Raw genomic sequence first — 12,234 nt, forward strand, 5'->3', positions numbered from 1 at the left:
GCATTGGGCATTGGGCATTGGGCATTGGTTATTTCTCCCTTCTGCTCCTCTGCTCCTCTGCCCCTGCTCGTTCGCGTGTCAAGCTATCAATAGCATCACCCAAGGCAGTAGTCAGGCTATTGCGGGTTTGGGCGTGATTGTCCTGCTCAGTTTTCAAAGTTTGCAAGAGGCGATCGCGTTCTTTAATCGCGGCGATGAGTTTAGCTTGCAAATCTTCCACAGATTTTAGCTGTTCTATTTCTTGTTGGATAGCTACTGGTGTCCCAGCAGCCAGTGTGTCTACTTCAAAACCTTGGAGTTTATGCAGTTCTGCCTTAAGGGAGGCGATCAACTGTTGGGAAAGTTGAGTATCTGTGCGGCGTTGTTCTGCTTCTGTGTTGTAAAGCTGACGCCATTTTTGGGCACTTTCCCAAGCCGTATCGCGATCGTTTTGTAGCTGTGCCATCTGCTCTTTGATTACCTGGATTTCTGTCAACCACTGTTGTGTTAAATCTTGATTCATAGATTAATAGTCATTAGTCATTAGTCATTAGTCATTAGTCAATGGTCATTAGTTAGAAACTCTCCACTCGATATTCTTGCGGTAGAAAGATAGATGCGATCGCTACGCAAAATTTAGCACAGTAGTTAATGAACGCAACCAGTTTTAACTCTAAATCATGTTAAAGCCTCGTTTTATCCGCTTCTTTCGTCACCTCAATTGGCACACGCTCAAAAAAACTTTTTCTAGGACTATCGAAAGGCGACTTTTGGGACTCGCCTCGGAAATCGCCTTTAATGCCATGTTATCTTTGTTTCCAGCAATTCTGGCTATCATCACAGCCATTGGCTTATTGGCAAAATCTTTACAAAACACCTTTAAACAACTGGCGGCACAACTAAGTCAAGTCCTACCTGAAGAAGCCCTGGATCTGATTAGTAATTTTGCCACCACAGAAATTACCAACTCCAAAAACAGTGGTTTATTTTCTCTAAGCTTTGTATTAGCAATTTGGACTGCTTCTGGGGCGGTGAGTACTGCTATGACAGCCCTCGATCAAATTCATCAAATTCCTTCAGAAAACATCCGCCCCTTTTGGAAAGCCAAGCTTGTCTCTCTGGGATTAACAGTTGGCACTATGTTGCTTTTGATACTGGCTTCTTTCTCAGTGTTTACCAGCGATTGGCTATTGGGAATAGTAGCGCGCGAAAATAGTTCTTTAATCTTTTTGTTGCATCTTTGGCTGCTGTTACGCTGGCCTTTAACTTTAAGTATTGTCGCTGTCGCCTTTGGCTTTGTCTATCGCTATGGCCCAAGCAAGTGGAACTCAGGCACGCCAATGATGCCTGGAGCAATTTTAGCAGCTGTTTTTTGGGCAATGTTGTCTGCCCTATTTCGGCTGTATGTGGCGAATTTTGGGAATTATAATAAAGTATATGGTGCTGTAGGAGCTGTGATAGTTTTAATGCTCTGGCTGTCAATGAGCGCTGCTGTTCTGTTAATCGGCGATCAGTTGAACGTGACTATCGGCGAAGATATGCGCTTAAAAGCCCAGCCGCAATCGCAAGAAAAATATTAATTCGTAAATCCTTGAGAAAATGATTGCAAAAGCTGAGTAGGGGAGTAAAATATCTAACGATTCAATACAAAATTAGCGATCGCCTCTATGTCTGATTCTCCTCCTCGATTTTCGATGATTGAACCTGATGCCAAAGCACCCACTTTGAAGCGCCTGCGTCAGTTAAGTCGGCTGTTGGATAATGCTATTACCATTCCTGGCACAAAAATTGGTTTTGGTCTAGATCCAATTTTAGGACTCATACCGATTGGTGGTGATTTTTTGGGAATAATGTTTTCTAGCTACATTATTCTAGAAGCAGCACGGCTAGGCGTATCTAGAGCCACTCTAAGTAAAATGGTTTTGAACGTAATCATTGATGCCTTAGTAGGCGCTGTCCCAGTTTTGGGAGACTTTTTTGATTTTGCCTGGAAAGCTAACACTAATAATATCAAGCTCTTGGAAGAACACTTAAAGTTTCCCAGCGAGCAAAAAAGTACAGACAGGTGGTTTATCTTTGCCGTTTTGGCTGGATTGTTGCTAATCTCTATTGCCTTAGTAGCATTGCCCGTGATCCTAATTAGAATCCTGTGGAACGCCTTTTCAGGTGGTTAAATTGTTTATTGATAAAAGAATGAAAGATTGGTGGCAAGCTACTTTTCCCAAAGGGCGGCAAAGTCTAGTTATTACTGATGCTAAAGGCTATCCTGTACAAATTGCTTATGGCGAAAAAGGTAGAGGTAAACCGTTAATTTTATTACATGGCATGGGGAGTTGGAGCTACAATTGGCGCCACAGCGTAGCACCATTATCTAAATATTACCGAGTAATTTGTTTTGATGCCAAAGGTTTTGGTTTTTCCGAAAAACCATTGTCTCGTAGAGAAGACAATGGTCATCAAGTTATTGAGTTTCAAAGAATTATTCAGGCATTATGTGATGAACCCGCAGTGATTGTAGCAGAATCTCTAGGAGGATTAGTTGCCCTTGCTCTTGCTCAAGAAAATCCGCAGTTAATCGGACGGCTTATAGTAGTAAACGTACCTGTTTTTGCCGAACAGCTACCCCATTGGTCTATGTGGTTACTTGCCCAAACGCCCCTAGAAGTAATGCAAACAATTGACTCCTTACGTCTGACATATCTGTTTGCACCTCTATTTAGAGAAGTTATGGCAATAGAAAGACGTAGGGTATTATTCGATCCCTCAATTTTGACGCAGGAAGATATCTATTGGATAACTTACCCATTTACTGAATTGCCTGGTACGATCGCAAAAGTTGCCGAAGAGTTACAAATAGCCGCGCGAGAAATTGAGAATTGGCAAGCAAATAAGCCAAATATGCTCACTAAAATTCAAAATAACCTGAGTGCAATTAAGTGTCCTACACTAGTTTTGTGGGGTGAGCAAGATAGTTGGTTTCCTGCTAGTCATGGTAAAAAATTACATCAACATATCCCCAATTCCAAATTACAGATTTTATCTAACTGCTGTCATGATGCTTCAACTGGGGCTTCTGAGGTGTTGAATAAAACGATTCTTGAGTTTTTACAAGAGACTAACTTCTAAAGTGGATTCTTACCTTTTATGCTTGTGTGAGCCGATTAAATTGATAAATGATTACATCATTTAGGTATAACAAAAGGGCCATCATAAAATAAGTTATAAGCCCTTCCAAAGCTATATCCAAACGTTTTATTGCCATTTTCATCTGTATGTTCTCCGATACCTACTACAATGCTCTCGTCATCCCAGCTTTTACCGTCTCCTGTCACTGCTTTACAAGGGTTATCATTATCCAAAGCAGGCCCCCACAATTTACATTCAGGATTGTTTGTAAGTCTAAAATAACTAGGTTCTCTATCCCAAGACTTTTTAACTTCAACAATAATATAGTTACCTTCTAACCAAGTTTTTATCTTGCATTTACCCCTCTCTGTTATCCCTGCTGTTGTCAATACAGAACATGAACTGATTACATTTATAACACTCTGTGCCTGAACAATATTAGCTAAAAATACTGGTGATAATAAAGATATAAATATCAAAAAAGCTTTGATTTTTTTCATATAAAAACATGGTATTTGTTATATATTAATTAAGTAGCATGACAAATTAGTTGAGTAAATATACTAATTTAGTATGAACTAATACAATTGAGCGATCGCATATCCACTTTTTGCTAATTTCCATCTAACGGGACTTAAAAATTTTTGAGGAAAAAATAAGCCTCAAACCCATGCAGGGCAAGGGAAATATACCAAATGAGCAAAAACGCTTGAAACCCAGATATATCAATAAACTAGGCAAAATAATGTCAAAGTCTTTCTGTATATAGATTTTAGTTATTTTTCTGGGTATTTTTTAGGTAAGAGCAAGCAAATCCGAGAGACAGTCAATCTGCCAAAAGTCACTGTGATAGCTATTACTGACTGGGTGATTGCCCGTGGTGGCGATATATCCTCGTCCCGTCCGTTGTTTACTTCGATTGACTTCCAAAATGCTGGTCACAGGTTAACCGGGGATGGCATTTATAAAATAGTCAAGCATTTATTTAAACGAGCTGGTGTAGAAAAAACTATGTCATCACACCGTTGCCGCCATAGTGCCATCACTGCCGTACTTGAAAAGACTGATGGGAATGTGCGGAAAGCTTAGAAACTCAGCAGACACGCAAAACTAAATACGCTCCAGATTTACGACGATAACCGCAACCAGGATTAACTGGAAATGTCTGAGCTATTAATGGATGGGTTGGATTGAATTGGTTATAGCGCCTGTTATAAGAAATGTAAAAAGTCAGTTATGACGACAGCAAATTGTTGCTATACCCTATCACCAATCAGTCTTTTTTATGGTTAGTAATTACTATCACTTTGATGTTATTGATTTTTCTAGATTTAAAATTATATTCCCGAATATGTAATAATTGACTCTATAATTTTTAATAATTCTGTTTCCAGGTCTGATTCCCGTGATTCTTGTGTTTGTGCATTAATAGCTATAAATTTATTTATAAAAGTAGGATATAAATGTGCATTTTTACTAATAATAATTATTCCTTGAAATATATTAAATATTTTTATACAGCATATTAGGTTACTATCGAATCTTTGTATTAGACCAATATGATGGTCTTTCTCATCTGTCCAATACGGGAAAATTGGTTTTTCTCCAATCAAGTCAATATGAGCATTAATTGGATATTTCTTTAACCAAAGTCCTTCTAGAGAATTATCCATGATACTCAACCTTAATAACTCTCCAATTTCATCATTGAGATAAGTAGCTCCAAGCCAGTAATAAGCTAATTCATATGCAATTTTTATAATTGCTCGTTTATAACGGAATATGTCTATAGCAATAGTTTTACGAATTAGAGGTCGTTCGCCAGGGAGGGGTTGAGCATTTTCAATTTTTTGTTTTTCTTCCTTAGATAAATCATCTAAGCCTAATCTTTTTAATTTTTTATTAATAATGGATGTTAACTTATCTCTGTCTTTTACGTCAGCATCAATTTGAATTTCTAATATTCCGTTATCTCCAGAAAAAATCTGGATTTTTGGAAATATTCTTAGTTCTTTAGGTATCCCAGAATTATTAAATATATATTGAATTTTCTCCTGGCTATCATTAATATATCCTTCCGCTAATGGATTTGGTATCTTTCCCGATTTACCAGCTATCTTCAAGGCAAGACGATTAAATTGAACAAATACATGGTTAACAAGATTTGAGTCTACTGAATGACCGAGGAAATCATTACATTCTTTACAGACACAATCTAATATGATATTTCCTCCGATACTGTCAGGAAATATATGTTCTTCAGTAAATTTGTCGTGAGGCTTATCTTTTTTACATATAATGCACTGCATAATTTTTGTTAGCTGAATGCTAAAAATGGACGTTAGGAGAGATTTAGTTACAGATTAATGAAACATTGTAGCAAGATGTAGAGTAATATCTAAGGTGTCATACTTATGAGGCTCTAGTTTCAATATTCGTTTTTTCTTTGCGCCATTTGTCCACGCTTTTTTTAACTGCTTCTATATTTCTCACACCCTAACACAGCTTAATTATCCAGTTAGGAGTGTGCCATAATTATTTAAAAATCTCAGTTTTACTTCAAAACCCACACAAGGACTAAAGCGGTGAGGATGTAGTGAGGCAGAAGGATTACACCCATCACCAAGGTCTAACAGAACCACTACTGCTGCAACTCAGTTACAAAAAACCGTTGCTGATGCCATACATTCAAGGCTCACTCAAGTGCGAGTATTTAGCAGTGGGGACAATTAGATAAAAAGAGAGTGGGAGGAAGCATATCAGTCAGCTTTCAAACTCCCACTCTACCATTTGCTGCTGAAGCGAACAGGAATGTATACAGACGTTACCCGCTATTTGGGGGCTAATGCGTACTTCAACAACAACGCCTGCACGCATTTAATATTCCTGTTGCAGCAAATGCCAAACCTGATTATTGAATTTATTTACTGAGATAAATACTCTGCAAATAATTGTTAGAGATAGCTTTTTGTTTTTGTAAATCACTAAGTAAATAGTATTTTACAAAAGGAATTTGCTTAGGTGGTAGTCCCTGATAATCAAACCCTTGAAGTTGTTTATCTTCATATAATTTAACTTGAATAATCAAAAGCTGGTTGCCATTTTGGCAAGTTTTTAAATATTCCTAATTGCTCATATCTAACTTTTTAAAAGCAGTTAAACCGCTATATAGCAGATAAATTATTAGTACATAACAAGATTCCCGACTTATTTAATAAGTCAGGAATCTAAGCCAAGCTAATGGGCAAAAAGTGTTAATTTAACGTGGTTTTACTTTACAGTAGTATTAATACTGACGTAAAATAGCAGACAATGAACTATTTTTACGAAGATCCATCAAGTCTGCTAAAGGTTCTGTGCGCGTATCCAGGTGATGCTTGTGTTCTGCTGGTAGAACCGTTACTAGATGTTTTGTTTTAGGTTGCATCTGCATAAGAGGCATTAGTTGTGGCTGTGGCACAAAAATTGGCTGATTCTTGGGAAGTGGTGGTTCCAATTTTTGGTAATGCTTCTGTGCCAAGCGTACCTGATGGCGATTAATCTGTTTTTGAAGTTTTTGCGGTTGCTTTGTGCGGTTAAGCACTCGGAAAATCAGCAAAGAACCACCACCACAGCTGAGAACGATCGCAGCAATCATCCATAAAGGTGTAGCATTGCTATTTTCAGAGGGCAGATTGATTGGTTCTTCAACTATAACTGGGATTTTTTCTGGTTCTTCTTGTGGCACGGGCCCAGCATTACCTAAACTATATAAGGCAAAGGCACCACCTCCGATAAACATGGCTAAACACCCGGTTAACAATAGCCAAGGATGATGTGCAACCAGATATATCAGAACATTCGAGCTGTTTTTTAGTCTCGATTTCCTATTTGTCAGCTCTGGAGTAGCCCTTTTTAATTGGGTTCGCTCGCGCTGTACACTCTGACTTTTTTCCATGATTACTTTCAGATTTGTACCCCTCTAGTCAATAAATTGTACTTGAGGAGTCAAGCATCAGGTATCCGTAACAAAATTTAGATTTAAGTAACTTTTTTGTAAAACAGATGCTACAAAATCTGGCTAAATTTTGCCAAAGTTCTGTATTTATGATGACTTTTTGCCCTAATAATCTGAAATTAGTTCGCTTATTTTTTTCTCAGCTAGGAGAATGCCTTTCAAGAGCAAGTTGAATTAACTGATCGACTAATTCTGGAAAGGAGACTCCACTATGGGCCCAGAGTTGGGGATACATACTTGTCGTAGTAAAGCCTGGTAAGGTATTGATTTCGTTAATCAAAACTTCTTGTGTTGCTTCCACGTAGAAAAAATCTACCCTTGCCAACCCCGCAGCGTCAACAGCGGCAAAAGCTTGCAAAGCCATATCTTGGATTTGACGAGCGATCGCATCTGGAAGTTGTGCAGGTATCAGTAAATCTGCCATATTTACAGTATATTTAGTTTCATAGTCGTAAAAATCACTGTCGTATATAATCTCTCCAATGACAGAGGCTTGGGGTCGATCGTTACCTAAAACGGCGCACTCGACTTCTCTAGCGACGACACCAGTTTCTACAACTAGTCGGCGATCATAACTGGCAGCACTATCTAAAGCGGCTTCTAATTCTGGGCGCGATCGCACTTTGGCAATACCCACTGATGAACCCAAATTAGCAGGCTTGACAAAAGCGGGATAACCTAATGCTGCCTCAATTTCGTCACACAGTTTTGGAAATACGCAAGGATTAGACCAAACCTGCGCTCTAGTTACCGCCTTGTATTTTACCTGTGCTAATCCCGCTTGCTCAAAAGCCATTTTCATGGCAATTTTATCCATTCCCATTGCCGAACCTAACACCCCAGAACCGACAAAGGGGACTTGCATCAAGGTGAGTAACCCTTGAATTGTCCCGTCTTCACCGTTGGGGCCGTGGAGAATGGGAAACCAAACATCCACTTGGGCAACTTGAGAGGGAGATTGCCACTTGCTCAGGGTTTGGGCTTGAGGGTTGGATGTGAGATTTCCCTCAGAAGTTGATTCTGTCGATTCCAGCAGCGGACTGCCGGTTGCTAAAACTTTTTCGGGTGCTTCTCCCGCCAGCCAGCGGCCATCTTTTTGGATGTAAAAAGGCAGTATTTCGTACTTACTAGCATTTTCCTCTGCACTCAAGGCTTTAGCGATCGCCCGTGCTGAGTTGATCGAAACTTCATGTTCTCCCGAACGACCGCCAAACAGTAACCCTACCCGCAGCTTAGTCATTTTCGGCTCCTCCACACTTCTCAAGCAGATAGCGTATCACAACCTACAAAAATTGCCATATTTTTCTATATTATTTTATTGCCTCCGATCTCCTGCCTTCTGCCCCCAATTAAAACAATCGTGTTGTCAGCTACAGTTATATTCCAGGAAAGTGGGCAACAATATTGATAAATAACTAGAAATGCAGCCCCACCTGTAAAAGATGCTGCCGTTTCATGAAACCTCGAATTATTGTTTGTGGCTTAGGACTTACCGGATATAAAACCTTTCGGTTGCTGAGACAGCAGGGAGCCTTCGTTGTTGGTATTCATCACCGATCTATTCCTGGCGAAACAGCACCAGATGTGATTGTTGGCGATTTACAAGCAGCTTCTACCCTAACAGCAGCCGGAATTCAACAGGCACACACTTTAGTAATCACTGGATCTAAAGATGCTCTAAATTTGTCTATTATGATGCAAGCGCGGGTGCTGAATCCCCAGATTCGGATTATCAACCGTTTTTATAATACAAATTTAGGAGAGCGCCTAGATCAAAGTTTGCCAGACCACTTGAGTATGAGTGTTGTGGGATTAGCAGCACCCGTATTCACGTTTGCAGCACTGGGAAACCAAGCGATCGGACAAATCAAATTATTTCAGCAAACTTGGCCGATTCACGAAGAATACATTGATGAAAACCACTTCTGGAAGGGCCGACAACTGAGTGAATTGTGGGAAGACCGATCGCGGATGCTGATTTATTATTTGCCAGTAAAAGGTGAGATGGATTTGGTGTCAGCGGTGATATCTGGACAAAAGATACAAGTAGGCGATCGCATAATTATTGGTACACAACCCCGCATCCGTCCTCCTCGGAGATCGTTGATTAAAAAACTGCTGAAAGTCTTGACTAATCTTAGGCTGTTTCAGCAACACGGGCGATCGGTAGTCATGGGTGCTATTGCACTATTGACAGTTATTGCGATCGCTACATTCACCTATATGTCGGCTGAGTTGAGTTTGTCTCCTGTCGATGCTCTATATTTTTCTGTCGGCATGATTACTGGAGCGGGTGGAAATGACAAAGTAGTAGAAAATGCTCCTAACAGTATTAAGTTATTTACCGTTGTGATGATGCTGGTTGGAGCAGTGGTGATTGGTATTTGGTATGCCATGCTCACCGATTTTGTCTTAGGAAGCCGCTTTAAGCAATTTTGGGATGCAGCCCGAATTCCCCAGCGATATCACTACATTGTCTGTGGCTTGAGTGGTATTGGCGTGAGAATTGTCCAGCAACTCCACGCCAGCGGACATGAAGTTGTAGTAGTTGAACCCGACTCCAACAACAAATATATCAACACCGCTCGCGAACTGGGTATTCCCGTCATTCAGGGCGATGCCAGCTTCCGCACAATACTCAAAGCCAGCAATATAGACTCTGCTGCCGCAGTGATTACTGTTACTAGCAATGATGCTACCAATTTGGAAATTGCCCTCAAAGCCAAAGGTTTGACACCGAGCATTCCAGTGATTGTTCATTATGCCGATCCTGATTTTGCTGGCATAGCACAACAGCTATTTGGCTTTGAGGCCGTACTGAGTCCAGCTGAACTGGCAGCCCCAGCTTTTGCTGCTGCTGCACTAGGGGGACGCATCCTCGGCAATGGCATCACAGCAGATAGTCTTTGGGTAGCTTTTGCGACTGTAATTACAGCTTCACACGTCTTTTGCGGTCAGTGGGTGAAAGATGTAGCAATGTCTGCTGACTGCGTACCTTTGTACGTAGAAAAAAATAACCAAACCCTTCATGGATGGGATTTATTAGAAACTAATCTCAGTGAAGGCGATGTTTTATATATGACTATGCCAACGACACGACTATATCAATTGTGGCGGGACGAGCAAGTTTGTGAATCACACGCTTAAATAATTCGTAATACTCGCCATTCGCGTAGCGTCTCGTAGAGAAGGCGAGAAGCAAGCTACGTAATTAATACACTACTCTCCACTCCCCACTGCCATTTATTTGTTAACTATTCGTTGTTGATATTCTTGCTCAGTAATCATATCGAGAGTATTCTCTAGGCGATCGACAAATACAATACCGTCGAGATGATCATATTCGTGTTGAAAAATCCGAGCGATAAAATCGCTTAATTCTTGCTTTTGTAAATTGCCTTGAGAGTCAGTGTATTCCACTTCAATAGCTTGATATCGAGGAACTAACCCTCTAATTCCTGGAACACTTAAACAACCTTCCCAATCTTTGACAACTTCAGTTGAATGAGCAATGATTTTAGGATTAATCATGGCAGTAGGTTCCATTTCCGGGGCGTTGGGATACCTGGCATTAGGACGGGAAGCCACAATAAACAAACGATAAGATTGTGCTACTTGAGGCGCAGCGATTCCCACACCGTTAGCCTTAGCAACAGTTGCGATTAAGTCTTCAATTAATTTTTGGATTTGCTCATCTTGAATATTTTCAACCCAAGCAGCTTTTTGGCGCAATGTTGGATTGCCTAATTGAATAATTGGCGTTAATTCACCCATGATAAAACTCCTTTAGGTAATGGGGCATTGGGCAAACAGGGCATGGGGCATTGGGGGAGTGGAGTATGTCAGTTATTTTCAAATGACCAATGACAAATGACAAATGACAAACATCATCCTTCACGTCTAACGGGCAAAGGAGCCGGTTGAACTCCTACTTGGACAGTTTGCCCATTGCGTTCCACTTCTATTGGTAAATTAGTACCAATTTTGCTCTTTTCTACTAGCTTTTGTACTTCTTCAATTTTAGTAACAGGCTGGCTGTTAATGCTTTTAATCACATCACCAACTCGTAAACCAGCTACAGATGCAGGCGATCGCGGCACAATCTCAACCAGCAAAACGCCGTCATCTGCTGTAATATTTAAGCGATCGCCTGCGACATTTTTGATTCTTTCTTTATTTTCTGGTGTCAATGTCACCATCTGAACACCCAAATAAGGATGATCCACCTTGCCTTTAGCAATTAATTCTTGAGCAATCCTTTGCACGGTGTTAATGGGTATAGCAAATCCCAAACCTTGAGCGCCTCGGATAATCGCTGTGTTCATCGCAATCACTTGACCACGAGCATTGAGCAATGGGCCACCAGAATTACCAGGGTTAATCGCAGCATCCGTTTGGATGTAATCAACCCGCTTGTCACTAGCACCGATATCGCTACTAGAACGCCCTGTAGCACTGATAATTCCCGAAGTGACGGTATTATTCAAGCCTAATGGATTACCAATGGCAATTACAGCCTCTCCTGGTTGTAAGGCATCGGAGTTACCCACAGATAGAGTTGGCAGATTGTTGGCATTAATTTTGATCGTTGCCACATCCGTTACTGGGTCTTCACCCAAAACTTTCCCATCAAAAGTCCGGCCATCTTTGAGTATAACAGTCACTCTATCAGCACCATCTACCACATGGGCATTGGTAACAATTTGACCTGAAGAATTAATAATAAATCCAGAGCCACTACCGCGTTCTACGCGTTGTCTAGGTTGTGGGGTTCCCTCTCCAAAAAACCGCCGAAAAAATGGATCGTTGTTAAATTCGTCTGGTACGCGAGAAGTGATTGTTCGGGAAGAATCAATGCGAACTACCGCAGGCCCCACCTGTTGTACTACCTTCACCACAAAATTAGGATCTCCAGACGAAGAGAAAATCGGCGGGGGGACAATTCCCGGATTAGGTTCTGTTGTTTTTTGGGCTTGAATATCACTTTGCTGAGTATCAAAGGTCTTAGCAGGTAGAAGAGAGCAGCTCCCCAGGAAAATCACTGCTACCCCGGATGAGAGCATCCACAACCTATGGGGTAAGCCCCTGGTTTCAATCTTTTTGGTCGCTGAGTGATGGTTTGTTATCTTCAT

12 protein-coding genes are annotated in these 12,234 nt (G+C 40.7%); 5 read left to right on the forward strand and 7 right to left on the reverse strand.

The window, feature by feature from the left end; all coding sequences use genetic code 11:
- Nucleotides 1–28: 28 nt before the first annotated feature.
- Complete coding sequence (locus tag NLP_RS31255) at nt 29–502, reverse strand: hypothetical protein (protein ID WP_104909702.1); 474 nt, start codon at nt 500–502, stop codon at nt 29–31.
- A 157-nt stretch (nt 503–659) separates the two neighbouring features.
- On the opposite strand from NLP_RS31255, the gene NLP_RS31260 reads away from it, so the two are divergent.
- The 3 genes from NLP_RS31260 (at nt 660) to NLP_RS31270 (ending at nt 3,105) form a co-directional block, all read left to right on the forward strand.
- Nucleotides 660–1,559, forward strand: a complete 900-nt coding sequence (locus NLP_RS31260) for a YihY/virulence factor BrkB family protein (protein ID WP_104909703.1) — start codon at nt 660–662, stop codon at nt 1,557–1,559.
- Between the two features lie 87 nt (nt 1,560–1,646).
- Complete coding sequence (locus tag NLP_RS31265) at nt 1,647–2,153, forward strand: DUF4112 domain-containing protein (protein WP_104909704.1); 507 nt, start codon at nt 1,647–1,649, stop codon at nt 2,151–2,153.
- A 19-nt stretch (nt 2,154–2,172) separates the two neighbouring features.
- Entirely contained in the window at nt 2,173–3,105 is a 933-nt protein-coding gene (locus NLP_RS31270) for an alpha/beta fold hydrolase (protein WP_104909705.1), read from the forward strand.
- Nucleotides 3,106–3,161: 56 nt separating this feature from the next.
- On the opposite strand, the gene NLP_RS31275 is transcribed toward NLP_RS31270, so the two are convergent.
- Complete coding sequence (locus NLP_RS31275) at nt 3,162–3,605, reverse strand: hypothetical protein (RefSeq protein ID WP_104909706.1); 444 nt, start codon at nt 3,603–3,605, stop codon at nt 3,162–3,164.
- 313 nt (nt 3,606–3,918) lie between these two features.
- Here NLP_RS31275 and NLP_RS35370 point away from each other — a divergent pair, with 313 nt between their 5' ends.
- Nucleotides 3,919–4,194: a tyrosine-type recombinase/integrase gene (locus NLP_RS35370; protein ID WP_267894956.1), complete on the forward strand. Its 276-nt coding sequence runs from the start codon at nt 3,919–3,921 to the stop codon at nt 4,192–4,194.
- A gap of 248 nt (nt 4,195–4,442) precedes the next feature.
- Here NLP_RS35370 and NLP_RS31285 read toward each other — a convergent pair whose 3' ends face one another.
- From NLP_RS31285 to NLP_RS31300, 3 genes are all read right to left on the reverse strand, one after another.
- Entirely contained in the window at nt 4,443–5,414 is a 972-nt protein-coding gene (locus NLP_RS31285; RefSeq protein ID WP_104909707.1) for an HNH endonuclease, read from the reverse strand.
- 977 nt (nt 5,415–6,391) lie between these two features.
- Nucleotides 6,392–6,886 (reverse strand): hypothetical protein, encoded by a 495-nt coding sequence (locus tag NLP_RS31295; RefSeq protein WP_104910112.1) that lies wholly within the window; start codon nt 6,884–6,886, stop codon nt 6,392–6,394.
- Nucleotides 6,887–7,241: 355 nt separating this feature from the next.
- The gene (locus NLP_RS31300) at nt 7,242–8,342 is read right to left on the reverse strand and encodes a D-alanine--D-alanine ligase family protein (protein WP_104909708.1); all 1,101 of its coding nucleotides are present in this window, start codon (nt 8,340–8,342) and stop codon (nt 7,242–7,244) included.
- 215 nt (nt 8,343–8,557) lie between these two features.
- Here NLP_RS31300 and NLP_RS31305 point away from each other — a divergent pair, with 215 nt between their 5' ends.
- The gene (locus NLP_RS31305; protein WP_104909709.1) at nt 8,558–10,249 is read left to right on the forward strand and encodes an NAD-binding protein; all 1,692 of its coding nucleotides are present in this window, start codon (nt 8,558–8,560) and stop codon (nt 10,247–10,249) included.
- A gap of 96 nt (nt 10,250–10,345) precedes the next feature.
- Here NLP_RS31305 and def read toward each other — a convergent pair whose 3' ends face one another.
- Together def and NLP_RS31315 are read right to left on the reverse strand one after the other, a co-directional pair.
- The gene (gene def, locus NLP_RS31310; RefSeq protein WP_104909710.1) at nt 10,346–10,876 is read right to left on the reverse strand and encodes a peptide deformylase; all 531 of its coding nucleotides are present in this window, start codon (nt 10,874–10,876) and stop codon (nt 10,346–10,348) included.
- A gap of 113 nt (nt 10,877–10,989) precedes the next feature.
- Nucleotides 10,990–12,234, reverse strand: a complete 1,245-nt coding sequence (locus NLP_RS31315; protein ID WP_104909711.1) for an HhoA/HhoB/HtrA family serine endopeptidase — start codon at nt 12,232–12,234, stop codon at nt 10,990–10,992.

This window comes from Nostoc sp. 'Lobaria pulmonaria (5183) cyanobiont', from assembly GCF_002949795.1.
In the GTDB taxonomy this organism is placed as follows: domain Bacteria; phylum Cyanobacteriota; class Cyanobacteriia; order Cyanobacteriales; family Nostocaceae; genus Nostoc.

What these genes read in the sequence shown, in the direction of transcription:
- NLP_RS31255 (WP_104909702.1), bottom strand. Translation starts at nt 502, where the DNA reads ATGAATCAAGATTTAACACAACAGTGGTTGACAGAAATCCAGGTAATC.
- NLP_RS31260 (WP_104909703.1), top strand. Translation starts at nt 660, where the DNA reads ATGTTAAAGCCTCGTTTTATCCGCTTCTTTCGTCACCTCAATTGGCAC.
- NLP_RS31265 (WP_104909704.1), top strand. Translation starts at nt 1,647, where the DNA reads ATGTCTGATTCTCCTCCTCGATTTTCGATGATTGAACCTGATGCCAAA.
- NLP_RS31270 (WP_104909705.1), top strand. Translation starts at nt 2,173, where the DNA reads ATGAAAGATTGGTGGCAAGCTACTTTTCCCAAAGGGCGGCAAAGTCTA.
- NLP_RS31275 (WP_104909706.1), bottom strand. Translation starts at nt 3,605, where the DNA reads ATGAAAAAAATCAAAGCTTTTTTGATATTTATATCTTTATTATCACCA.
- NLP_RS31285 (WP_104909707.1), bottom strand. Translation starts at nt 5,414, where the DNA reads ATGCAGTGCATTATATGTAAAAAAGATAAGCCTCACGACAAATTTACT.
- NLP_RS31295 (WP_104910112.1), bottom strand. Translation starts at nt 6,886, where the DNA reads ATGTTTATCGGAGGTGGTGCCTTTGCCTTATATAGTTTAGGTAATGCT.
- NLP_RS31300 (WP_104909708.1), bottom strand. Translation starts at nt 8,342, where the DNA reads ATGACTAAGCTGCGGGTAGGGTTACTGTTTGGCGGTCGTTCGGGAGAA.
- NLP_RS31305 (WP_104909709.1), top strand. Translation starts at nt 8,558, where the DNA reads ATGAAACCTCGAATTATTGTTTGTGGCTTAGGACTTACCGGATATAAA.
- def (WP_104909710.1), bottom strand. Translation starts at nt 10,876, where the DNA reads ATGGGTGAATTAACGCCAATTATTCAATTAGGCAATCCAACATTGCGC.
- NLP_RS31315 (WP_104909711.1), bottom strand. Translation starts at nt 12,234, where the DNA reads ATGAAGATAACAAACCATCACTCAGCGACCAAAAAGATTGAAACCAGG.